Source organism: Candidatus Methylospira mobilis, assembly GCF_009498235.1.
Classification (GTDB): domain Bacteria; phylum Pseudomonadota; class Gammaproteobacteria; order Methylococcales; family Methylococcaceae; genus Methylospira; species Methylospira mobilis.
Genome location: NZ_CP044205.1, coordinates 1,988,468 through 2,012,645, shown reverse-complemented (window position 1 = coordinate 2,012,645; position 24,178 = coordinate 1,988,468). Strand labels below are relative to the sequence as shown.

The 24,178-nt window shown below is 57.2% G+C and carries 21 protein-coding genes; 12 read left to right on the top strand and 9 right to left on the bottom strand.

Translation table 11 applies throughout. The features are described from left to right. Positions 1-24 precede the first annotated feature (24 nt). Genes F6R98_RS08825 through F6R98_RS08815 form a run of 3 tightly spaced genes read right to left on the bottom strand, consistent with a single transcriptional unit; the run spans position 25 to position 5,142 of the window. Positions 25-1,188, bottom strand: a complete 1,164-nt coding sequence (locus F6R98_RS08825; RefSeq protein WP_153248708.1) for an LLM class flavin-dependent oxidoreductase — start codon at positions 1,186-1,188, stop codon at positions 25-27. A gap of 32 nt (positions 1,189-1,220) precedes the next feature. Next, complete coding sequence (locus F6R98_RS08820; protein WP_153248707.1) at positions 1,221-2,297, bottom strand: LLM class flavin-dependent oxidoreductase; 1,077 nt, start codon at positions 2,295-2,297, stop codon at positions 1,221-1,223. A 40-nt stretch (positions 2,298-2,337) separates the two neighbouring features. Continuing rightward, complete coding sequence (locus tag F6R98_RS08815; RefSeq protein ID WP_153248706.1) at positions 2,338-5,142, bottom strand: TonB-dependent receptor; 2,805 nt, start codon at positions 5,140-5,142, stop codon at positions 2,338-2,340. A gap of 570 nt (positions 5,143-5,712) precedes the next feature. On the opposite strand from F6R98_RS08815, the gene F6R98_RS08810 reads away from it, so the two are divergent. The 3 genes from F6R98_RS08810 to F6R98_RS08800 all read left to right on the top strand — a co-directional run bounded on the left by F6R98_RS08810 (position 5,713) and on the right by F6R98_RS08800 (position 7,972). Then, positions 5,713-6,762, top strand: a complete 1,050-nt coding sequence (locus F6R98_RS08810) for an ABC transporter substrate-binding protein (protein WP_153248705.1) — start codon at positions 5,713-5,715, stop codon at positions 6,760-6,762. A 563-nt stretch (positions 6,763-7,325) separates the two neighbouring features. After that, positions 7,326-7,556 (top strand): AbrB/MazE/SpoVT family DNA-binding domain-containing protein, encoded by a 231-nt coding sequence (locus F6R98_RS08805; protein WP_153248704.1) that lies wholly within the window; start codon positions 7,326-7,328, stop codon positions 7,554-7,556. Continuing rightward, positions 7,556-7,972: a type II toxin-antitoxin system VapC family toxin gene (locus F6R98_RS08800; protein ID WP_153248703.1), complete on the top strand. Its 417-nt coding sequence runs from the start codon at positions 7,556-7,558 to the stop codon at positions 7,970-7,972. Before F6R98_RS08805 ends, F6R98_RS08800 begins: the two co-directional genes overlap by 1 nt. On the opposite strand, the gene F6R98_RS08795 is transcribed toward F6R98_RS08800, so the two are convergent. Genes F6R98_RS08795 through F6R98_RS08780 form a run of 4 tightly spaced genes read right to left on the bottom strand, consistent with a single transcriptional unit; the run spans position 7,941 to position 11,390 of the window. Further along, positions 7,941-8,645, bottom strand: a complete 705-nt coding sequence (locus tag F6R98_RS08795; protein WP_153248702.1) for an HAD family hydrolase — start codon at positions 8,643-8,645, stop codon at positions 7,941-7,943. The genes F6R98_RS08800 and F6R98_RS08795 overlap by 32 nt on opposite strands. Positions 8,646-8,648: 3 nt before the next feature. After that, entirely contained in the window at positions 8,649-9,104 is a 456-nt protein-coding gene (locus tag F6R98_RS08790) for an EamA family transporter (RefSeq protein WP_228125178.1), read from the bottom strand. An 8-nt stretch (positions 9,105-9,112) separates the two neighbouring features. Continuing rightward, positions 9,113-10,234: an LLM class flavin-dependent oxidoreductase gene (locus tag F6R98_RS08785; protein ID WP_194270200.1), complete on the bottom strand. Its 1,122-nt coding sequence runs from the start codon at positions 10,232-10,234 to the stop codon at positions 9,113-9,115. Positions 10,235-10,244: 10 nt separating this feature from the next. Then, positions 10,245-11,390, bottom strand: a complete 1,146-nt coding sequence (locus tag F6R98_RS08780; RefSeq protein WP_153248700.1) for an LLM class flavin-dependent oxidoreductase — start codon at positions 11,388-11,390, stop codon at positions 10,245-10,247. A 434-nt stretch (positions 11,391-11,824) separates the two neighbouring features. Between F6R98_RS08780 and F6R98_RS08775 the strand changes: the two genes are divergently transcribed. The 9 genes from F6R98_RS08775 to F6R98_RS08735 all read left to right on the top strand — a co-directional run bounded on the left by F6R98_RS08775 (position 11,825) and on the right by F6R98_RS08735 (position 21,762). Beyond that, positions 11,825-12,868 (top strand): ABC transporter substrate-binding protein, encoded by a 1,044-nt coding sequence (locus F6R98_RS08775; RefSeq protein WP_153248699.1) that lies wholly within the window; start codon positions 11,825-11,827, stop codon positions 12,866-12,868. Between the two features lie 490 nt (positions 12,869-13,358). Then, on the top strand, positions 13,359-14,426 hold the full coding sequence (locus F6R98_RS08770) for a microcin C ABC transporter permease YejB (protein ID WP_153248698.1): 1,068 nt from the start codon (positions 13,359-13,361) through the stop codon (positions 14,424-14,426). Further along, entirely contained in the window at positions 14,426-15,559 is a 1,134-nt protein-coding gene (locus tag F6R98_RS08765) for an ABC transporter permease (protein ID WP_153248697.1), read from the top strand. Before F6R98_RS08770 ends, F6R98_RS08765 begins: the two co-directional genes overlap by 1 nt. Next, the gene (locus F6R98_RS08760) at positions 15,559-17,139 is read left to right on the top strand and encodes an ABC transporter ATP-binding protein (protein ID WP_153248696.1); all 1,581 of its coding nucleotides are present in this window, start codon (positions 15,559-15,561) and stop codon (positions 17,137-17,139) included. The genes F6R98_RS08765 and F6R98_RS08760 overlap by 1 nt, the downstream gene beginning before the upstream one ends. A gap of 15 nt (positions 17,140-17,154) precedes the next feature. Then, positions 17,155-19,011, top strand: a complete 1,857-nt coding sequence (locus F6R98_RS08755) for an extracellular solute-binding protein (protein WP_194270199.1) — start codon at positions 17,155-17,157, stop codon at positions 19,009-19,011. Between the two features lie 33 nt (positions 19,012-19,044). Next, positions 19,045-19,539 carry a YybH family protein gene (locus F6R98_RS08750; RefSeq protein WP_194270198.1) on the top strand — a complete coding sequence of 165 codons (495 nt, stop codon included), beginning with the start codon at positions 19,045-19,047 and terminating at the stop codon, positions 19,537-19,539. A 197-nt stretch (positions 19,540-19,736) separates the two neighbouring features. Further along, complete coding sequence (locus F6R98_RS08745) at positions 19,737-20,063, top strand: hypothetical protein (RefSeq protein WP_153248694.1); 327 nt, start codon at positions 19,737-19,739, stop codon at positions 20,061-20,063. An 82-nt stretch (positions 20,064-20,145) separates the two neighbouring features. Then, a complete protein-coding gene (locus F6R98_RS08740) occupies positions 20,146-20,829 on the top strand; it encodes an HAD family hydrolase (RefSeq protein WP_153248693.1) in 684 nt (227 codons plus the stop codon). A 6-nt stretch (positions 20,830-20,835) separates the two neighbouring features. Beyond that, complete coding sequence (locus F6R98_RS08735) at positions 20,836-21,762, top strand: threonine ammonia-lyase (RefSeq protein ID WP_153248692.1); 927 nt, start codon at positions 20,836-20,838, stop codon at positions 21,760-21,762. A 59-nt stretch (positions 21,763-21,821) separates the two neighbouring features. Here F6R98_RS08735 and F6R98_RS08730 read toward each other — a convergent pair whose 3' ends face one another. Next, complete coding sequence (locus F6R98_RS08730; protein WP_228125177.1) at positions 21,822-22,802, bottom strand: aldo/keto reductase; 981 nt, start codon at positions 22,800-22,802, stop codon at positions 21,822-21,824. Positions 22,803-22,837: 35 nt separating this feature from the next. After that, positions 22,838-23,941, bottom strand: coding sequence for an NADH:flavin oxidoreductase/NADH oxidase (locus tag F6R98_RS08725; protein ID WP_153248691.1), 1,104 nt, complete (start codon positions 23,939-23,941; stop codon positions 22,838-22,840). Between the last annotated feature and the right edge of the window lie 237 nt (positions 23,942-24,178).

Sequence of the window (24,178 nt, the reverse complement as noted above, 5' to 3'; positions counted from 1 at the left end):
AATAAATACTGAACCGATGCCTGACTAGCCCACTGCCCGCAGTGCAGCGGAACCGGATGGGCGTCCGCGCACCAGAGGCAATACCTCTTCGCCGACGCGGTAGGCTTCCTCCAGATGCGGCGTGCCGGCAAGAATGAACGCATCGGCGCCGAGCTGTACCAGATCGTCCAGCCGCTCGGCCACCTGCTCGTAGCTGCCGACGATGCCCTGTGTCTGTCCGCCGCGCAGCAGACCGAATCCCGACCAGATGTTGGATTCGGTAATCAGATCCTTGTAGCTGTTGATGGTGGCCGGCCTGAAATCGCGCTGACGCGCGGCCCCCACCGACTCGCTCCTTTCTCCTGCGCCCTGGAAGCGCGCCAAGGCGTCGGGATCGACGTTTTCAAAGCCGCGACGAATTTCCTCCCACGCCTCTTCCTCGGTCGGACGCGCCACGATATCGACACGCACGGCGCATTTGATCTTGCGTCCCAGCACGTCGGTACGCTCCTTCACGCGACTGAATTTGTCGCGCAGCGCAGCGAACGGCTCCAGCCAGGACAGATAATAATCGGCGTGTTTCGATGCCGAAGCCAAAGCCGCGTCGGACGATCCCGAAAAATAAATCTCCGGGAACTCTTCCTCGGACAGCGGATATGGCAAGCCGGCTTCTTCCACCTGGTAAAATTTTCCCTGATAGGAGAAAGGACCGCCCTTCCAGACTCCGCGCACCACATCAAGAAACTCGGTGGTGCGGGTGTAACGGTCGTCATGAGGGACCGAATCGCCCCACCACAGTTGCTGCGGCCCGCCGCCGCCGGTGATGATGTTGTACAAGGCCCGGCCACCGGTAGCGCGTTGCAGGCTGGCGGTCTTGCGCGCCGCAACCACCGGATTGAGAAAGCCGGGCTGGAACGGAATCATGAAACGGAAGGTTTTGGTTTCCCTGGCCAGGAAAGCCGAGATCACCCAGGGCTCGTCCGTCATCGGGAAGGATGGAATCAGCCCGCCCTGGAATCCGGAAATTTCCGCCGCGCGGGCAATTTCGGCCAGATAATCGATATAAGTCGTCCCGTCCTCTCCTCCGCCAAGGCCGGGTTTACGCGCGCTGTCGTTACCGGGGGACCAGTCGCCGCGCCAGGGTTTGCGGCTGCGGTGGGAACTGGGTTCGCCGTGTGTGGGAATGCGCCAGAATACGTCTATGGTCATATTTTTCTCCTGCTGTTGGCAAATTGCGGCAATCAGGCCGCCTGGGACGATCTTGCAGCCGTACGCGAACGGAGCAGCGGCAACACCTGCTCGCCGATCCGATAGGCTTCCTCGAAATGCGGGATGGCGGCGAGAACAAAGCTGGAGATACCGGCTTCGGCATACTCGTCCAGCCGTTCAGCCACTTGTGCGTAACTGCCCACCAGCGACGCGGCGGCACCGGTACGCTCGGTGGCAAACCCGGACCATAAGTTGGGAGCAACCACGGGATCTGTGGAACTCACGCTTCGGCCCGTTTGCGCCAAATAGCGTTGCGCATCGTGCAGTGCCTCGTCTTCATCCTCGCGAGCGAGAACATCGATGCGCAAACCCGGCGCAAGGCTGCGCCCATGCCCGACAGCCAGACTCTGCAATGTTGAAATAACCGGCTCCAGCTCATCCACCGGAACGGCGTCCAGCACATGCACGTCCGCCCATTGCGCAGACAAACGGTAAGCTTCCGTGGTGTTGCCGGACAGATATACCGGCGGGACCGCATTATTGGCCAAAGGCCCGTTGAAGCCGCCTTCCAGCACTTCAAAAAAGCGCCCCTTGAAGCTGTAAGGCGACTGCGTAAGCACGCCCTTGGCCACTTCGATGAATTCGCCTATGCGTGCAATGCGGTCGCTGTCCAGAATAAAATCGCCATGGCGGCGGCGCAGGGCTTCGTCGCCTCCCTGGCTGATCTGCCAGGCAAAGCGGCCGCCGCTGAAACGCTGGAAGCTGGCTGCGTTCTTGGCTGCATAAACCGCCGAACCGCGGGATGCCTCGAACTCGGCGAGCAGCTTCAAACGGCGGGTGCTGCGCGCCAGATAACCCGCAACGATCCAGGACTCGTCGCCTTGCAGATCGTTCCGGATCTGAATGCCGTCGAAACCGGACAACTCCGCAGCACGCGCGATCTGGTGCAGATGATCGAGAAAATTAAAGCGGCTGCCTCGCGGATCGCTTACGCCCTCGGTAAAAGGCGCGCGCTCATGCGCTGAACGCTCGCCGCGCCGGGTCTGGCCGGCGTCGCCGTGCCGCCCGTCGCCGGCGGTCGGCACTTGCCAAATAAATTCTGTCGTCATGGTCTTACCTCCTGTTTATTTTTAATCATTTAAAAAACACCTACCAGTAACGCACATTCAACTGCAAGCCTACTGTGCGCGGCTGACCATAAATCAAACCCGCGCCGTTTAGAGTGCTCGCTGCCGGAAGACTGCTATGATTCAAATATTGGGCATCCAATGCATTCAGCATATAGGCGGTCAGGCTGTATTTTTCGTCGTTGCTCGCAACGGTAAAGCGGAAGTTGACCATGGAATAACCGGGCTGCTGTATCGTAGCGCCGTAAGGAGTGGTAGGATTCGATGGAAACTGGTAGTTGACGTAATAATACTGTTGCGACTGGTAGCGCCAATCGCCGCTGGCGATGAAATGCACGTAGTCGATATCCAGCGGGAGACGGTAGTCGGCCTGCAGGAAGCTGTTGAAATGCGGCGAACGCACCATCTGGTTGCCCTGCAGAATCTGACTCGTCAGCGGCACGCCGTTCTGATTGATGTTGCCGACATCGTCAAAGCGCGTATCCAGCAAACCGATGTTGCCGATCAAATGCAAATCCTGTATCGGCAGCGCTTCGACCTGGAATTCCGCGCCTTCCGAATGCGCTTTGTTGACGTTATAAATATAACCGGACTGATTGTTCGGGAAGGTAGAAATCGGCACGGCGGTGACATTGACCTGATCGTTCAGGTAGCTGTAGTAAAACAGCGTGGTGTTGGCCTTCAAGCGGCCGTCGAACCAGGCTGTTTTTGCCCCAACTTCGTAGTCGTACAGCGTCTCCGGCTTGATCAGCGTGTTGAAAACGGAAAGCTGCGCCGCCGACGTATTGAAACCGCCGGACTTCATGCCCTTGGCATACTTGAAATAGACCATGGCGTCTTTGGTGATGTTCCATTGCGGCGTCACGTCGTAGGTAATCATGTTCCAGGACACGCTGTTTTGCCCTACGAAATTGGAAGCGGTTGGATTCGCTGCCGCAGCGGCCGGGCTATAGACCACCTGAGTGGGCAGATAGCTGGGATTGACCGACTGCCACCAAACGTTCGGATTGTAAAACAACGGATTACTGCTGACCGCTCCGTTTCCGACCACGCCGTTCAGAGTCGCGGCGTCGTTGTAATTCAGCGTGCCGTTTGCCGGGGCCACCGCCTGCTGCCGGCTCATGTTCACGTTCTTGTTTTCATAGGTGTATCGGAAACCGGCCGTGGCCAAAATATCGTCGGTGATATTAAACGTATTGCTGGTAAATATAGCGGCGCTTTGATCGTTGTGACTGAAATTTTGATTGCTGTAAGATTGCTGACCCAGCGAGGATAAACATCCGAGGCCATTGGGCTGCGCCGCAATTTGCGTAGTGGTGAGACCGACGCCGCATGGTGTAGTCCCGGTATAGGTATTGGAACTGATATTCTCGTACGAATAAAACACGCCGTTTTGCCAGTTCCAGAAATCCTTGTTGCCCGGAGAAGCCAGACGAATTTCCTGGGTAACCTGCTCCGAACTTTGCGGATTCGGGGCGCTGCCGTAGAGTTGGGATTTCCAGTTTTCATAGCCGGTGATGCCGGTCAAGGTGTAATCGTCGAATTTCTGCGTCAAATTCAGCATCGCCCCGGTCTGATTGATCTGGTTGTTGGTGAGGGGCAATAATTTGCCCGCTGAGATAATCTCGGAGTTCGTACTCGGCGTATTGGTGTACCCGGTCAGCGGGTCCTTATAAAGCACCGTACCCGCAGTACCCGGCATGCTAGTACCTGTTGTAGTTACGCCGCCTTGCGTGTAATAATCGCGATAATGCACATTGGCCAAAACCTCAAGGTCGTCGGTAATTTTGGCGAGACCGGATACACGAAACATCGCATCGTGGAAACCGCCTTGCATCTGGCCGGTTTCGGAATTATTGACCGGGTTCCAGGTATTGAAACGTCCGTCCTGATTCTCATAATGGAACGCACCGCGAACGGCAACGTTGTCGTATAAACGCGCGCCATAAGCGCCTTCGGCTATCGCATCGTTATAAGTACCGTAACTCAGCTTTGCATAGCCCTCCTGATCCTCGGTCAGCTTGGGCTTGCGCGAAACCACGTCGATCGCGCCGCCGGTGGTATTCTTTCCCCACAACGTGCCTTGCGGCCCGCTCATAACCTCCGTGCGCTCCAGATCGAACAGCGGGATGCCGGTCGCGGTGGAGTTCCCCATGTACACCTGATCCTGGTAAAAGCCGATTGGGTTGGCGAGATCCAACTGCTGATTACCGGTGCCAACGCCGCGGATAAACCAGCGCGGCCGGCCATGAAACTGGGTGCCGGCAGAGCCGTTCGGAACAAAGTTCAGAACATCGCCCGCGGAACGGCCTATGCCCTGATCGATGATGCGCTGGCCGTTGAGCACCGTAAGCGCGGTGGGAACTTTCTGTTCGGACTGCTTGCGCTTCTGGGAGGTCACCTCCACTTCGCCGAGCTGATTGGGATTGGACTCCGACAGCTCCGCAGCTCTTTCCTGGGCCTCGTAATTGGCTTTGCCTTCGCCCTCCCCTGTCGGCACAGCGTTAGGGTCCGGCTGCTTTTTATCGAGATCACCGACCGCCGTTATTTCATTTGCCGGGGTGCCGGGTTTCGGCCCACGCTTCCATTCGCTTTTGCTGATATTGCCGTCGCCATCCCAGTCATAGGCGGCGAAACCGTCCTCCGGCGTAGCAGCTCCCTGAGTCGCGTTTTGTGGGACCGGAGCCGCTGTTGAGGACTCACCGGCCTTCTCTGCCAAGGCCGTTGCGCTGGTTAAAGACAAATAGGCGGCAACCCACGCCGTAAGCAAAGACCGATCCGAGCGTTTGGCGCGCATATTCCTTTTTTTTGATTTAGTCCGTTTCATCTTGAGTTTCTACTTTTGAAAGTTATGACTTGTCATTCTTTAGTCTGGCGCTGATACGTAGAGCCATGTGTTGCGCCGTTAACATTTTTTTCTGTTTTTTTACAACAGTTACCATTGACTAAGCAGATACCGTACCAATCTACTGTCAGGTATGTCGGAAAGCCGGTTTTACGGGATATCACCGGCAAAATGATCCGCTTAGCAGCGAAAATCCGGGATTAACGAATATTCCGCCACACTGCCCTCTCGCCTTTTCCCTGAAGAGAGGGATACCGAAACCTGCTGAAATAAAAACAGGGCTGGTGTTTGCCTGCTGTTTTAAAGTCACTTATTTGCTCATATAGCCGGTACGGGCGATTTACTTCACCGTGAGCAGGTACAAAGTCGCATGGCATAAGACATGCAGTCCTGGCTCCGGACCGGCAACTATCAAAGCATCGCCGGCGGCATTAGCTTTGGGCGTGGAGGTTTAACTTTATATGTGTCACACACTGCGGTTGCCTCCGGAAAACCAATCCCTTTAAACGAAGCATCAGGCTTCACTCCTTATTCATCCGATAGGCATATGAAATGAGTAAAAAACTGGAAACACTTTGGTATACCCGCTGCCCCGTCCCCACCGGTTTGGGAATTGCGCTGCAAAAAGGCTGGCTGGAAGAAAGCTTCAAGGCCCAGGGTACGGTCATCAAGTCATTGCGGGAATCCAACGACAAGGCGGTGCGGGAATCCCATTTCGACCATACTCTGGAAAACTCCGTGCGCCACGGCGGCAATATCCCCGCCATCTGGGCGCGCTCGGCAGGCCGCGAAACGCGCTTGCTGGGATTGTCCTGGTCCGATGAAACCCAGCGGATACTGAGTCTGCCGGAGAGCGGAATCAGGAACGTGAAGGATTTGAAAGGACGCCGCATCGGCTTGCCGAAATGGGAAAACGTGCAAATCGACTTTTCCAGGGCGCAGGCAATCAGAGGCTTGGAAAACGCACTGAAAACAGAAGGGTTGACCGTGGATGATGTCGAAATCGTCGATCTGGCGATCGGCGCCGGTCATAGCGACGAACCGGCCCAGCGTGTAGCCGGAACCCAGTTGTTCGGCGGCGGCCGTAGCGGCGGGCATAATACGGAACTGGTCGCGCTGATCCGTGGCGAGGTCGATGCAATATTTCTCAAGGGCGCTCATGCGGCGCAGGCGGCCAGTCAGTTCGGCCTGGTGACGGTCATCGACACCGGCGTCCACCCCGACCCTTTGATACGCGCAAACAACGGCACGCCGCGCACATTGACGGTCGACCTCAATCTGATCGACAACTATTTCGACTCGGCGGTGCTGATCGTCGAGAACGTCTTGCGGGCGCAGGAATGGGCCAGCGCCCACCCCGACGAAACCCGCCGCTTCCTCGCCAGGGAAACCAATGCCAGCGAATACTGGGTTACGGCAGCCTACGGCGAAAACGCCCATCATCGTCTGGACACGAACCTGTCCGAGCAAAACATCAAGGGCTTGCAGGACTTCACGGATTTCCTTTACCGCTGGAAGTTCCTGCCGAACCCGGTCGATGTCAATCAATGGATAGACGTGCGCCCGTTCGACGCGGCTTCGCTTAAAGCCAAAGCGGCTTAAGACTCATTAATATCCGGCTTCAGATGCGGCAATCGCCTGGCGGTTACCGCACCTGAAGCGTCCATAACCCAACACTCGCAGTGTTTCCTGCACCTGAAACGCTGCAAGCATCCCGCTTCAAAGCGGGATACCTCCTCCGGCGAGCCAGAAGCTCCCATTCGAAGTGCATCCGGGATTTGAGGTCGAGAATAACCTCCCCGTTCGTGGGCGTAGCACCGCGAATGCGGCTGGAGAGCCTTGTCGAACCATGAACGGTCCTTCGATAGATTCAGGGCAATGCCCTTCGACAGGCTCAGGGCGAACGGAGTTGATGGCTGATTCGGGATGTTATTTTTTACCATATCCAAATTCATTCTCCGGCTGGATGGCCGGATAGCCTGTGCCGCTGTTGTCCTCCCGTTTGGGCTGCTACGGAATGTTGCACCTTTATCGATAGTCCGTCCGCGCTTCCATATCAGGTCCATCCCGGTTTGCAGCCCAAAGTCATGACCCTGTGTTTGCGTTGATTCCAATGTAATACTACAATAGTCTTACTTTTCTTAGTAAGAATGCAGGAGATAATCATGCGCATCACCAGCAAGGGTCAAGTCACCATACCCAACGCCATCCGTAAACAGGCTGGTTTGATGCCTGACACCGAAGTGGAATTTTCCTATGACAATGGCGTCGTAACGCTCCGCCCGGTCAGCGGCAAGACGCGAGGCGAATTATTGGTCGAGCGATTGCGGGGCGCTTTCAAGAACTCGGCTATGACAACCGATGAAATTATGCGAGAAACACGAGGCGAGGACTAATGCATCGCTATCTCATCGACACCAACGTTATCATTGATGTTTCTGATCCGCAGTCCGAATGGTACGGCTGGTCTTCCTCGCAGCTTGTTCGCGCTACGGATAGCGGCGAGGTATTCATCAATCCCATTATTTACGCGGAACTGGCCGGCTACGCCGATTCGGAGGCGCAAATAGAGTCGATTTTATCGGATATGCTGCTCGAACGCGCCGACCTGCCATGGCAAGCCGCTTTCCTGGCGGGACGCGCCTTTGTTGCCTATCGAAAAAGTGGCGGGACGCGCACCCTGCCGCTTCCCGATTTCTACATCGGCGCCCATGCCCAAGTCGCAGGATTGACGCTGCTTACTCGTGATGTTCGCCGTTTTCGCGCCTATTTTCCTAGACTCAGGTTGATCGCGCCGGACTCGGTATCGTAAGTGCGGTTCGCTGCTGCCGCGAAAACCACGCCTCACAAAACGCCGGCACATGCGCCAGCGATTCCAGCACCGCCAGGCACAGCGCGGCCGTATCCGGAGCGGGAGTTTTCAGATCGGGAACGATCACCGCCGACATGCCGGCGGCGAGCGCGCCTTGCGCGCCATGCTCCGAGTCTTCGAACACCAGACAGTGCCGAGGATTGACGCCGAGACGCTCGGCGGCAAGCAGAAACAAATCCGGATGCGGTTTTCCATTGGACGCCTCGTCGCCGCCTGCAATAGCGTCGAAGTAAGCCCGCAGGCCGGCCCTTTCCAGGCGGTGCCGGACTTCAGCGTGCCGGGTCGATGAGGCTACGCAGCAGGGAATGCCGCGCTCGTTCAGCAAGCTCAGCAGTTCGACCGCGCCGGTTTTTACCGCGAATCCTTCCGCTTCATAGAAATCGGACACCCGCGTTCGCACAAGCCCGCAGGCTTCATCGAACAGCCGCCGTTCTCCGAAAATACCGCCATACTGTTCCGCCACATCGGCATAGCGTCTGCCGACCCATTGCAGGTAAATTTCGTCGCTCAAAACCAGGCCGAATTCGGAAGCGACCAAACGCCAGATGTCTCTGATCGGCCGCTCGGAATCCAGCAGCAGGCCGTCCATGTCGAAAACCGCGGCGCTATGCATGAATCAACGTTTCAGTCCCAGGACCACTACGCCGGCTCCGATCAGGGAAATGCCCAGCCACTCTCTGGCGCTGGGCCGTTCGCCGAGGAATAGCACCGCAAAAACGGCAACCAGAATCAGACTGAGTTTATCGACCGGAGCGACTTTGGAAGCTTCGCCGATAGACAACGCGCGAAAATAGCAGACCCATGAAGCGCCGGTAGCCAAACCGGACAAGACCAGGAAACCCAGGGTTTTGGGTGCGAGATCCATGGGATTTGTCCATTTACCGGTGTAGCCGACGAACGCGCCCAGAACCAGGATGATGACCGCCGTGCGCAGCAGGGTGGCGAGGTCGGAGTCGACGCCCGCCAGCCCGAGTTTGGCAAAAATGGCGGTTAATGCCGCAAACGCAGCGGACAGCAAGGCCCAGTAAAACCAGCCGTTGTACGACGTTATCGCTTCCAGTATCGCTCCCATGATTAATGTCAGGATAGCTGTTCGAGAGGTTGCGCCGGGCGCGCTCTGAGCAGCGGCAGCAATTGCTCTCCTATGCGGTAAGCCTCCTCCAGATGCGGATTGGCGGACAAAGCGAAGGTGCCGACTCCCGCATCGATATATTGCTTGATGAGGTCCGCCACTTCCCGGTAGCTGCCGACGATACCCGCCGGCGCGCCGGGGCGCACCAGGCCGAAGCCGGTCCAGAGATTGGAGCCCAGTATCAACTCATCGAAACCCTCTTTGTCCGCACCCTGGGAGTGATCGATAGCGCCGGATATCGGCACGGTCTTGGCGATCTCCCTGTCCCAGCGCCCGCGCAAATCTTGCCATGCGTCCTCGCCGCTATGGCGCGCCACTACATCGGCCTGAATCGCAAAGCGCAAAGCCCGCCCGTGCGCAGCCGCACGCCGCGTCAAATCCGCAATGCGTCCGCGCGTCGCTTCAAGCGAATCCAGCGGCAGGAAATGCACATCGGCGTATCTGGCGCTCAACGCCAGCGCCTCTTCGGTTTCACCGGACAGATAAATCAGCGGCAGTTCCGGTCCGGCAAGAGCGGGACCGAAGCCGCCGTTTTCCACTTCGTAGTAGCGGCCCTGGTAAGTGAACGGCGCGTTGCTCCAGAACCCCTTGACGACATCGAGAAATTCGCCGGTGCGCGCGATCTGCTCGGCAATGCTCCAGCGATGTCCGTGCCAGGATTTTGGCGTGTGTTCCTCGGTGATCAGGTTCCAAGCCAGCCGGCCGCCGGTCAATCGCTGGAAGCTGATCGCCATCTTCGCCGAGTACACCGCCGACAGAAACGGCGCGGGCAAGGAAGGCAGGAATTTCAAGCGCCGCGCCTCGCGCGCCAGCGCGCCGGAAACGACCCAGGGCTCCTCTCCTGCGGGCGTTTGCGGAATCGACACGCCGTCGAAACCGGTAATCTCTGCGGCTCGGGCGATCTGCGCGAGATGGTCGTACCAGGTGTAACCGCCGCGGCGGACATCGGTGCGGGCGAACACCGGGCGGCTGGTGACAGGCGGCGTGTAATCGCCGCGGTTCCAGTGTTCCTTACGCAAGGAGCGGCCGTCTCCGCTCGTAGGCAATTGCCAGAAAAATTCGATGCTCATCGGGACCTCTTTAGCGGGTTGCGATTTTGAAGGAGGTGCTGCCGCGCACCAGCGGCAAGACTTCTTCGCCGACATGGAACGCTTCTTCCAGCGCGGGGGTGCTGGAGAGTATAAAGCCCTGCACGCCCATACGGATAAAGCCGTCGATAGTTTCGGCGGCCTGCTCATAGCTGCCGACAAAACCCAGCGGAGAACCCTGACTGCCCAGAGTGCCGAAGCCGGCCCACAAGCCTTCGAACACCAGGTCTTCGACGCGGGTGGAGCGCGTGACCTCGGTCCGCCACGATCCTACCCCGTCGCCGAGCCTCTGGCTGCGCTGGTTGCGCTCGCGGGCGTCCCAATCCACCTGCGCCCAGGCGCGGCGGACTACCTCCCAGGCCTCCTCCGGCGTCGGACGCGCGATGATGTTGAAACGCACGGCGGGTTTCACAGTGCGGCCGTCCCTGGAGGCCAGTTCCTTTACGCGGTTGAATTTGTTGCGCAGATTCTCTCGCGGCTCCAGGTGAGTCAGATCGTAATCCGCGTGTTTGCCCTGCGCGGCCAGCGCGGCGTTCGATGAGCCGACAAAGTACAGTTCGGGAAAGACTTGTCCGGCTAAAGGCTCAGGCAGACCCGCCTCTTCGATTTGGAAGAATTTACCATTATAGTTGAACGGGCCGCCGTTCCAGACGCCTTTCAGCACATCGAGAAACTCCGTGGTGCGAGTATAGCGGTCGTCGTGGGCAATGCGGTCTCCCCACCACAGCTGCGGAGGTCCGCCGCCGCCGGTGATGATATTGAACAGCAAACGCCCGCCCGACAGGCGCTGCAGACTGGCCGCAGCCTTGGCTGCATACAGCGGGTTGAACCAGCACGGCTGATAGGCAATCATGAAGCGCAGGGACCTGGTATGCCGCGCGATGGACGATGCGATCACCCAGGGATCTTCGGAGTCGGGGAAGGACGGAATCAGCGCTCCGTCGAAACCGGAAATCTCCGCCGCCTTGGCAACTTCGAGCAGGTAGTCGTGATAGGGAAAACGATCCCCCGAGCCATCGGTCAAGGTCGGCGCCGGTTTACCTTCCGTCAGCGGCCCCCAGGTGCCGCGAGTATAGAAAGGAGAAGCCAGATCGCCCTTGCAGCCGTGTATCGGAATTCGCCAATGGAACTGGGTCATGATTGCCTCGTCTTGTCTTGCGCATAGTGGCTTCAGCAAGGCATAAACTGTACCATTATTAATGGATAACCACGTTATCAGACCAATCTGAAAATCAATACCCATCGGCATGACCAACGCAATAGCAATCACGGAGTGCATCAAGCAATACAAATGCCGGTGCTGTTTTCGCCGACAGACGTCCCAGTGCTGCCAAAACAACACGCCGCCCACACCTTGCTGTTTTGCCAGCAGCCCCTGCAGAAATGAAGAGTGGTCGGGACAGCCGCCCTACCACAGATAAAACCGCCCGCACTGCCCGGACTACGGAGTAACCGGGCCGAAAATAGCGTCTGCTGAAAATCACTGGCATGGTAACTGCTTTGAAAATAAGCATATACCCCGGACCAGCTTCGGGGATTTCCATCTACCCATACAGTGAGACAGCAAGAACCATGACAGAAAAACAGCAAAACATAACCGTAGACACCCTTTGGTATACCCGTTGCTCGGTGCCTACACCACTGGGACTGGCCTCGCAGCTTGGCTGGTTCGATAAGGAGTTCGGCGCTGACGGCATTACCATCAAAACCCTGCAGGACACCATCGACCCTGCTGTGCGCGAATCCCATTACGACCATCATTTGCAGAACTCCTTCCGTCAGGGCGGCAATGTGCCGGCGATCTGGACCCGCGCCAACGGCACGGAAACCCGCGTTATCGGACTGAACTGGGTAGACGAATCTCAACTGATCCTCGCGCTGCCCGATTCCGGCATTAAAACGCCTGAAGATTTGCGCGGCCGCCGCATCGGCCTGCCCGTGCATAACAACACCATCGACCATGGACGTGCGGGGGCGCTGCGCGGTTTCCTCGTTACTCTGGAACAGGGTGGCGTTGGAGAGAAGGAAGTGGAATGGTTAGACTTCTCGGCGCCTGCGCATCGTAGCGGACCCCAGCCTGGCGGCCGCGGCACCGGCGGAGGTTACGCGGTTCTCATCCAGGCTTTGTTGAACAGGAAAGTCGACGCCGTATTCGTCAAAGGTTCCCGCGGCGTGCAGGTTGCTCACGAAATCCGCGCCAACATCGTCAACGACATCCGCAACCATCCGGACCCGCTGGTGCGCGCCAATAACGGCGCTCCGCGTCCGATTACGGTGGATCGCCACATCCTGGAACATCGCCCCGATCTTGTCGCCCGTTTTCTCGCCCGCGTGGTCGCTATCGGCGATTGGGCTGCGTCCCACCCGGCTGAAACCGTCGCCTATATTGCGCGCGAAACCGGTTCGGACGAGAAATGGGTTAAACAGGCTTACGGCGAAGACCTGCACCAGCATCAATACACCGACCTGAACGAAACAGCCATTAAAGGCCTGGAGGTTTACAAGAATTTCCTGTATCAGCGCGGATTCCTGAAATCCGATTTTGATGTGCGCGCGTGGATAGATCCCAATCCATTGGCGGAAATCGCGCGGTTCTCGGCCAGAAAAGCGGCTTGAACCGTTGCAGCCATTCAGCTCATCCGGGCTTTTTATGGAAAATGCTGGGTTAAAGGGACTGCGCAACATAACCTGCGGATGAAATGAAATGCCTTGTAGGAGCGGGCTTTAGCCCGCGAAAGCGGCTGACCGGGGCTAAAGCCCGCTCCTACGAAGTTGTTTCATACGAGTATTACATTGCAGCCCTTTTAATATGCGCTTTCCGTAGAGGGCTTTATTGAGCCGAATAGTTTCCGAATCTGTAACTATTCAGCATAGCCGGCGAAGAGGAAGTGAGGTAAGTCAGGCGAGACCTTCTGCGTCCATGAATGGGCGCAGAAAGCCCTCCATAAGGGGACGGACTTGCAGCGTGGTTAATATTACCGTCACGCTTCAGCGTGTCTCGACTGGATTGCCTCAACCCTGGCGCATCGGTCACGACTCAATAGCATTCGCTGAATAGTTACCCGAATCTTTTAATTAATGCTCAACCGTGGTTGCGTGACAAGCTATGTGGTATTACCTGTTAAAGCGCGTATTGGCGATCATCCCCACCTTGCTGGGCGTATTGACGCTGACTTTTATCATCACCCAGTTTGTGCCGGGCGGTCCGGTGGAGCATATGCTGCTGCAACTGGATGGAGACAGCGCCCGGGCGGGCGCAGAAGGCGGTCACGCCAATAACGGCGGCAGCTGGGACTATAACGGCCGCAAGGGCATCGACGCCCAGCAGCTCGATCAGCTGTCCGGTCTATATGGCTTCGACAAAGCGCCGCTCGAACGCTACCTGCTGATGCTGAACAACTTTCTGCACTTCAATCTGGGCGACAGCTATTTCCGCAACCAGAGCGTGTGGTCGTTGATCAAGGACAAGCTCGTGGTCTCGGTGTCCCTGGGGGTATGGACCTTCTTCCTGGCCTATCTGGTTTCCGTGCCTTTGGGCGTGGCTAAGGCGGTACGCGCCGGGAGCCGCTTCGATTTCATCAGCAGCCTGCTGGTGCTGGGCGGCTACGCCGTTCCCGGCTTTGTGCTGGGGGTAATGCTGATCGTACTGTTCGGCGGCGGATCGTTCTGGGATATTTTCCCGTTACGCGGCCTGACTTCGGAAAACTGGGCCGAATTGAGTTGGTTCGGCAAGATTACCGATTATTTATGGCATATCACACTGCCGGTAACGGCATCGGTGGTCAGCACCTTTGCGCTGAAAACCCTGCTGACCAAAAACACCTTTCTCGACGAACTGAGCCGCCAGTACGTATTGACCGCCAGAGCCAAGGGGCTGTCCGAACGGCAGGTGTTGTGGAAGCATGTTTTCCGCAATGCCTTACTGCCGCTGGTGACCAGCTTTCCCGGCACCTTCATCACCGCTTTTTTCACCGGCAGCCTGCTCATTGAAACCCTGTTTTCTCTGGACGGCCTGGGGCTATTGTCATTCGAATCGATCAACAGCCGCGATTACCCGGTGATATTGGGCAATCTGTATTTATTCACCTTGATGGCTTTGTTTACCAAGCTGGTGGGCGATATCGCCTACGTGCTGGTGGACCCCCGTATTAAATTTGACGCGCAGGACCTCTGATGAGCATATCAGCCGAATCCCAATCCCTCTCCGCCGTATTGCTGGATGCGGCTCCGCTACTCAAACCGGAGCAGGCGAGTAGCCGAACCTTTACACAGTCCGTTTCACCGGGCCGTCGATTATGGCTGCGTTTCAAAAGCCAGCGTCTGGGCTATTGGAGCCTGGTTGTTTTTTTATCGGTTTATGGACTCAGTCTGGCCGGCGAGCTGATTTCCAACGACAAACCGCTGGTGGTTTATTATCAGGGCCAATGGTATTTCCCGCTGGTCAAGCAGTACCAGGAATCGGTTTTCGGCGGCGATTTACCGATTTTAACCGATTATAACGACCCGTACATTCGCGAACAACTCAACAAACCGGGCAACTTCGCTCTGTATCCGCTCAACCCCTACTACTACGACACGCTCTGCTATTTTTCATCGAGCACGCATAATCCAGGAGCGCCCTCGCGCGACAACTGGCTGGGCACCGACACGGCCGGCTACGACATTGCCGCCCGTCTGTTGTATGGATTTCGCATTTCAGTCACCTTCGCCTTCGGATTAACGCTGGTCGGAACCGCGCTGGGCATCCTGATCGGAGCGGTGCAGGGCTATTTCGGCGGCAAGGTGGACCTGTTCACCCAGCGGCTGATAGAAGTCTGGGGCTCCATGCCGGAATTGTATCTGCTGATAATCTTCGCTTCGATTTTTCAGCAGAGCTTCACCATGCTGTTTGTGCTGCTGGCCCTGTTCGGCTGGGTGCATCTGTCCGATTACGTGCGCGCCGAATTCCTGCGCAACCGCCAGCTGGAATATGTCAAGGCCGCGCGGGCGCTGGGCTTGTCTCATTGGCAAATAATCTGGCGGCATGTATTGCCCAACAGCCTGACGCCGGTGATTACCTTTTTGCCCTTCCGCATGAGCGCGGGCATCATGGCGCTTGCCAGCGTGGATTTTCTCGGACTGGGGGTGGGAGGACAGTCGCCGAGCCTGGGCCGTCTGGTGTTGCAGGGCAAGGAGAATCTGGACGCCTGGTGGATTTCCGCCGCTTCATTCGGCGTGTTGGTGCTGACGATATTATTGCTGACCTTCATGGGCGAGGCCTTGCGCAACGCAATGGATACCCGTCGCGCCGAACAGAGGGCGGGCTGATGGCGAGTCCCTTGTTATCGCTGGAGAATGTCTCGATCAGTTTTGGCGGTAAACCGGCCGTCGACAAACTCAACCTGGAAATCAACACCGGGGAACGGGTTGCGCTGGTGGGCGAGTCGGGTTCCGGCAAGACCGTGACTGCGTTATCCATACTGCGCCTGCTGTCGCAAGCGCGCATCGACGGCACCATCCGTTTTCAGGGTCAGGATTTGCTGCAAAAAAGCGCCGGCCAACTGCGCGGCATACGCGGCGCCGACATATCCATGATCTTCCAGGAGCCGATGACCGCGCTCAACCCGCTTTACAGCATCGGCAACCAGGTTATCGAAACGCTGGTGCTGCATGAGGGGCTTACCCACAGGCAAGCCCGCGAGAAAACGATACATTTGTTCGAACGCACCGGCATACGCGAACCGGAACGGCGCATCGACAGCTTCCCTCATCAGCTTTCCGGCGGCCAGCGTCAACGCGCGATGATCGCGATGGCCCTGGCCTGCCGCCCCAAACTGCTGATTGCCGACGAACCGACTACGGCCCTGGACACCACCATACGCGCCCGCATCGTGCAACTATTGCTCGATTTACAGCAGGAAGAAGGCATGGCGGTACTGCTCATCACTCACGACCTCCCTCTGGTGCGGCGTTTTGCTCAACGGGTAGCGGTAATGGAGCGCGGCAAGCTGGTGGAAAGCGCAGACACAGAAACGCTTTACAACAACCCGCAGCACCCTTATACGATCAAATTGCTCAACAGCCTTCCGGTGCGTCAGATCGGCCCTGTCGCCCACAATGCGCCGACCTTGCTGGAAACCCGGCAACTGCGCGTGGAGTACCCGAAGAAACGCCCCGGCTGGCGCGGATTGTTCGGCACGGATCGTTTCGTGGCGGTGGGCGGCGCGGACGTATCCTTGCGCGAAGGAGAAACCATCGGCGTGGTCGGCGAGTCGGGCTCGGGCAAATCGACCCTGGCCCAGGCGCTGCTCAGTCTGGTGCCGGTGCAATCGGGCGAACTGGATTTCGAGGGCATGCCGCTGAATCAGCGTTCGAAACGCGAAAAGCGCGCCTTGCGCGCACGGCTGCAAGTGGTGTTTCAAGATCCCTTCGGCGCATTGTCGCCCCGGCAAACGGTGGAACAGATTGTCGGCGAGGGCCTAGGCTTGCATTTCCCCGAGTTGAGCAAGGAAGAGCGCCAGGCCAAAATTGTCGATGTCCTCGACGAGGTCGGGCTGCCTGCTGCGGCGCTCAGTTCCTATCCGCACGAATTTTCCGGAGGACAACGGCAGCGCATCGCAATCGCCCGCACCCTGGTGCTGGCTCCCCGTGTGTTGATTCTGGACGAACCCACTTCCGCGCTGGATGTTTCCATACAAAACCAGGTGCTGCAATTGCTGGTGCGCCTGCAAAAAAAATACGGCCTCAGTTATGTACTGATCAGTCATGACCTGAGCGTCGTCAACGCCTTGGCGCACCGGCTGTATGTCATGCATGACGGCGAGATCGTCGAGTCCGGCGAAACCGAAACGGTGATCGCGCATCCCCGGCATCCTTATACGCAGCGCCTTGTCAGTGCCTCATTGTAACCTGGTTTTTTCCCTATGAAATCTTCAGCAATTTTCCGCTTGAGCAACCGCTCCTTACTGGCCGCCGCATTGCATCTGGCCATGAGCGGCCCAGGCTGGGGCGCTCATGCCGTGGCCCAATTCGGCGAGCCGAAATATCCCGCATCCTTCGAGCATTTCGAGTATATCAATCCGGACGCGCCCAAAAACGGCAAGCTCAATCTTTCGGTCGTCAGCCAGAACAGCAGCTTCGACAAGTACAACCCGTTCACGCTGAAAGGCAAGGTTGCGCCGGGTCTGCTGGAGCTGGTATTCGAGACCCTGACCGTGTATAGCCTGGACGAGCCGAATACCCAATACGGATTGCTGGCCGACGATATACAGGTGGCTCCGGACTTCGGCTCGGCGACCTTCCACATCAACCCGAAAGCACGGTTTTCCAACGGCGACCCGGTGACCGCCAGCGACGTCAAATATTCTTTCGACACCCTGATCAGCCGCAAGGCCAGTCCCAAATTCAAGTCTTATTTTGCCGAAATCAGGCAACTGAGCGTTGTGGACGACAACACCGTGCGCTTCGAGTTTACCCGCAAGGGCCGCGACCTGTCTTTTGTCGCGGGCAGCCTGCCGGTGTTTTCTCCCAAATGGGGAAACAAGCCCAACGGCGAAAAAACGCCGTTCGATCAATTGCGCCTGGAGCCGCCCATCGCCAGCGGCGCTTATACGATGACGCCTTCCGCCAGCGCCCAGAATGTGACTTACCGACGCAACCCCGATTACTGGGGCAAGGACATCCCGGTACGGCGCGGCGCGCTCAATTTCGACAAGGTCGTCTACAAGCTCTACAAGGACTCGGACACCCAGGTAGCCGCGATGCGTGCGGGAGATTTCGACTTTTTCAACGAAACGCGGATGCGCTACTGGTGCTGCCAGTTCATCGGCAAGCGCTTCGATAACGGCGAATTGATCAAGCAGGAATTCGAACATCATAACCCGTCGGCGATGAACGGATATGTGTTGAACATGCGCCGTGAGCGTTTCAAGGATGTCAGGGTGCGTGAGGCGATCAGTTACGCCTATGACTGGCAATGGTTGAACCACAAAATTCTCGACGACGAATTCGACCGTCAGGACAGCTATTTTGCTCACTCGCCGCTGCAGGCGAAGGGCTTGCCCAGCGAGGCAGAACTGAAACTGCTGGAGCCTTACCGCGCCGAACTCGACCCGGCCGTATTCGGCCCGCAAATCGAGCAGGCCACGACCAAACCGCCTTCCAGCCTGCGCAAAAATATGGCCAGGGCGCTGGAACTGCTGGCGGAAGCCGGCTGGCATAACACTGACGGCGTGTTGCGCAACGGCAAGGGCGAACCGTTCGAGATCGAAGTGCCTGGCGGACGCGGCAACATGCTGCTGGACGCTTTTTTCCTGAACCTGCAAAAACTGGGCATGGTATTGATACCGCGCCCCACCGACGCCGTCGCCGACCGCGCGCGCATGAAGAACTTCGATTACGATTTCGCATCCGTCTCCTTTCGCGAGGCGCGCAACCCCGCCGCCGAGCTGTGGCGCAATTTCAACAGCGCCGATGCCGATGTGTCCGGTTCGGAGAACGTCATCGGCGTGAAGTCGCGCGTGGTGGACGAACTGATCAGGAAACTTTATGAAACCAATACCCAGGAAGAGCAGGAAACCGTCGCCCACGCGCTGGACCGGGTGTTGATGCACGGCTACTACGTGCTGCCATGGCGCTATCTGAGCCATCATTACCTGATTTACAACCAGCGTTTGCAGCGACCGAAAACCTTGCCGTTGTATTACGGCGCTTACGAGTGGGTCATCAATGCCTGGTGGGATGGATCGGGTAATGGCCAGCCGTCCAACCCAGAAAAATAGTTATTGTTAAACATGATGTTAAGGAGAATACGCATGTCGTATCGGTTGAAACTCTTGGTAGCCGTAATTTTTATGGCGATAAATATCGTTATTGCCTTGCCCGGCATAGCGGCGGATAAGGCATCGGAAGCAGCCGCAATCAAGGAGGTCATTTCGCATTGGGATGTGGGGTGGAACCTATTCGATGCCAAAGTCGCAGCGCAGGATTATGCCGATGACACAGACTGGATCAATTCTTTTGGCGTCTCCAAAAAGGGGAAAGCCGAAATTCAGCAATTTCTCGACAAGTTATTTAAAAGTCCGAAAATAACCCCGAGGAAGAGCACGCCCTCCACATCCACCATCAGGTTTATACGGCCCGATATCGCTGTCGCCTCATCCTATCGAGAAACGATAGAGCAAAAGACGAACAGCGGCGACGTGTACCCCACCAGAAAAACGCGGGACTTAAGGGTTTTGGTGCTCGACAAAGGAAAGTGGGTTATTACCAGCCATCTGATAGCCGACGAAAAAGAGGTCAAACCATAAACCCCGGTTGATAAGGTGTATCCCTGAGCTTTTTAAAGGCGGACAACTCGTTAAACCCGACAGTGAAAATCGCGTGGCGAACGCGTGATTCCCTCTCCCTCAGCGAAAGGGTGTCATAAGAAAAAGGAGTGCTGATTGAATTCTGTAATTCATAAAGACGAAGTAGGAGACTCCACAGAAATTGGAGCATACACATTATGGATATTTCAGCGTTTCAGTTAATTAAACTGGAAATTGTTGCTGTACTGGGACTATCAAAAGATGCACTGCACATTCATATTGGCATTGCTGTTTTTCTTGTAGCTGCTGCCGTATTGCGGAAACCACTTGGGTCTTTCACCCCGTGGCTCACCGTTGTTGCCATGACCGTCGCGGGAGAAGTGCTTGATATGCGTGATGACATCGCAAGCTTAGGATATTGGCGCTGGAGAGCGGGCGTACACGACATACTCAATACACTTTTCTGGCCCACTTTAAGTTTTGCTTTTTGCAAGGCTCGGCATTTTTTTCGGAGCATTAAATGACCGCAATGCCAAACATTGCGGTTGATATAGACTCTGCCGACAAGCTGGCTACGCCGCTCACCCTTTGCAATCCAATCAACGCATGAGCCACTCGCTACAAATTAAAGCAGCCTTATTTGACCTGGACGGTACCTTGCATGATCGGGCATCGTCTCTGGCGCATTTCGCAACCGAACAGCATAATAGGCTTAAACTTGCGCCTTTTGTTTGCTCTAATATCTGGGTCAACCGTTTCATCAAGCTGGATGCCGACGGCCAGGTCTGGAAAGACAAGGTTTATCAAGTTATAACCTCCGAAATCAATATTCCGCTTTCCTGGCAGGCGCTCCTGGCAGACTATGAAAAAAATTTCCCGTTGTTTGCCCGACTTTATCCGGGAGCAGTGGAAATGCTATCGACGCTTCGCGAACGCGGGTTTACTCTGGGCATGATCACCAACGGTCGAAGCGCATTTCAACAGTCCGTCATCAAGACGCTGGGTATTGCCGCCTTATTCGAAGTGTTCCTGATCTCCGAAGCGGAAGGCGTACGCAAACCGGAGGCTGAGATTTTTTTACGCGCGCTTAAACGATTGGGAGTAACGCAAAAAGAAGCAATTTTTGTGGGCGACAGTCCGAGCGCCGATATTGCCGGTGCTGGAAATGCAGGCATTTATGCTGTCTGGAAGCGTAACCGGCCTACCCTCCCTGCACCCGATAACTGTGACCACGCTATCGCGTGTCTGTCCGAGCTATGTGCGCTACCGCAGCTTGACGGAAAGAACTGATCAACAATGAACGCAACAGCCGAGCCCTTGCTCAGCGTGGTTCGCCCGACGACGGTGCTTCGTACACCGAGACTTTCTCAACGGCTGAATGCCGAAGTCACCCTGGTCAGCGAAACTTTTCAGCACACCGGCAGCTTCAAATTTCGCGCGGCTTACAACGTCGCGGCGCAAGTAGCGCAGCGACGCATCATCACCGCGTCCTCGGGAAACTTCGGGCAGGCGCTCGCCTATGCCTGCAGCTTGCTGGGCAAGGAGGCGATCGTGGTTATGCCGTCCACCGCCGCCGGGGTGAAAATCAGGGCGGTCAGGGAGTACGGCGCGACGGTCGAGCTGATTGATGTCAACGAAAAGCGCCGGGCGCAACGGGTCGCGGAACTGGCGCGGGATTTTCCGGACGCCTATATCGCCAGCGCCTACGACGACCCGCTGGTGATAGCAGGCAATGCGAGTCTGGGGCAGGAAATCGCCCGGCTGGATACAGCATTCGATGCCGTCATTGTCCCGGTCGGCGGCGGGGGGTTATCGTCCGGGTTGATACAAGGCTTGCGAGGATCGGGAAGCACGGTTTCCATCATCGGGGCTGAACCCCTGCTTGCCAACGATGCGGCGCGCTCGCTGCAATGCGGATGTATAGTCGCTAACGGCGCGGAGCCGCAAACGCTGGCCGACGGCGCGCGCACCCTCAGTCTGGGACGCTGCAACTGGGAAATTTTACATAAAAATATGGACGCTATCATTGAGGTGCCGGAAGCGGCCATCGCGGAAGGCGTGCGCTTGCTGTTCGAACTGGCTAACCTCAAGGCGGAACCTACCGCCGCCTTGGCGATAGGCGCCCTGCTCGCCGAGCCCCGGCGTTTTCAGCAACGCTCGCTGTGCTGCGTCATCAGCGGAGGCAATGTCGACCCCCTGCTCTACCGGGAGCTTTTAACATAGCTGATACTCAGCCGTTTGCCGATAGCAGCTTCCATTTGCTGCGCAAACGATTAGTACGCTCACCAGGCATAAGCCTCGGGCGCTTCACCGCCGGGGCCGGGCCAGATATCGTCCAGGATGGTCAGCGTTTCCGGCGTAAGATGAATTTCGAGCGCGCGCAGACTGCCTTCCAGTTGATCGAGCGTACGCGGCCCGATGATGGGCGCAGTCACCGCCGGGTTACGCAACAACCAAGCCAGCGCCAGATCGGCGGGCTTCTCACGCAATTCGCTGCAAAAATTTTCGTAACGCACAATACGCTCGTGGTGTTTGGCGATAAACTTTTGAGTCGGCTCAGACCCACGGCGGCCAGTCTGGACGCCATCGCCTATACTGCCGGCCAGCGCGCCACGCGCCAAGGGACTCCATGGAACGATGCCGATACCCAAGGCGCGCGCCGCCGGTATTACTTCCAGTTCTATGCTTCGCTCGGCCAGGTTGTACAGGCTCTGCTCGGAAACCAGACCGACGAAATGACGCGCGGCGGCCAGCCCCTGGGCATGAGCAAGCTGCCAGCCGGCAAAGTTGCTGCTGCCGATGTACAACACCTTGCCCTGCTGCACCAGCTGTTCGAATGCCTGCCAGATTTCCTCCCAGGGCGTGTCGCGATCGACATGGTGCATCTGATACAGATCGATATGATCGGTTTTCAGCCGCCGCAGACTGTCTTCGACGGATCGCTTGATATGATAGGCGGATAAGCGTTGATCGTTGGGGCCTTCGCCCATGCGCCCGAACACCTTGGTAGCCAGCACGATATTTTCGCGTCTGCCGCCGCCCTGAGCCAGCCAGCGCCCGATAATCTGTTCGGTAAGGCCCTCACCCAGTTTCCAGCCGTAAACATTGGCGGTGTCGAAAAAGTTAATACCCAACTCCCGCGCCCGGTCCATGATGGCAAAACTGTCGGCCTCAGTGGTTTCTGGGCCGAAATTCATGGTGCCAAGCGCCAGACGGCTGACTTTAAGGCCGGTTCGGCCAAGACGGGTATATTGCATGTTCATCAGTATGTAAAGGGTCCGGGTTGTAGCGTGATTGCCTAAACGCGCGCACGCGCGTACTGAACAGGCCAGTCGATGTCCGCTCCAAGTACCGACGCCGCATGCAAAGGCCATTGAGGATTGCGCAGCAGCTCGCGCCCGAGAAACACCAGGTCGGCGCTACCGGCGGCAAGCACTTCTTCCGCCTGTTCCGCTCCTGTGATCAAGCCCACGGCACCGGTAGCCATACCGGCCTGTTCGCGGACAGCATGCGCGAACGGAACCTGGTATCCGGGAGCAGCCGGCGGAACGGCATCCGGCAACAAGCCCCCGCTGGAAACGTCAATCAAATCGACGCCCTGCTTTTTCAACAAGCTGGAAAACCGTATCGACTGCTGCAGATCCCAGCCGCCATCAACCCAGTCCGTGGCGGAGATGCGAACCAGAAGCGGCAGGCTTTCCGGCCATACCTTGCGCACCGCGCTCGCCACTTCCAGGGGAAACCTGACCCGACTATCGAAGGAGCCGCCGTAATCGTCAGTCCTGAGATTACTCAGCGGCGACAGAAATGAATGCAGCAGATAGCCATGCGCCATATGCAATTCAATGAGCTTGAACCCCGCGGCCAATGCGCGCGCCGCCGCATCGCTAAAAGCCTTGCGGACCGAGAGGAGACCCTCGGCATCCAATGCAAGCGGCTCCTGATAACCAGCGCCAAACGGCTCCGGGCTGGCCCCTATCGCCGGCCAGCCGCCCGAGCCAGCCGTCAACGGCTTGCCGCCGTTGACCGGGAGATCGGTCGCTGCCTTGCGTCCGGCATGGGCAAGCTGTATGCCCGCCACGGAACCCTGTGCGTTAATAAAATCCGTCACGCGCTGCAGCGGCAAGATATGTTTATCCTCCCATAAACCAATATCGCCCGGACTGATGCGTCCATTGGCAAGCACCGCGGCTGCTTCGAGTAAGATCAGACCCGCGCCGCCTATTGCGCGAGCGCCGTAATGCACCAGATGCCAGTCGGTCGCAAGCCCGTCGCCGTGAGCTGCATACTGGCACATCGGCGACAACGCGATGCGATTTCGGAACGCGACATCACGCAGTGCAAAAGGCGAAAACAGTTGGGCCTGACCTGACGATGCGGTGTGTGATGATTGAATGCTCATGGAGTTATCTCAATTTACGGATCGAATTTTTCAGGCGCGATGCCAGCCAGTAATACCCTGGCCGGAAACAGCGCGACACACGCGGCGGCGCTTACCCGGCAACAACCTGCCGCCAGCTAATAATACAAACGCACCAGGCAAAAGGATATGCGCTGCAGGCCACGGCGCAACATCCCGGTCGACCGGAAGCCGGCCGTCCTACTATACCGCACTGAATGGTTACAAAGCCTGCCGATG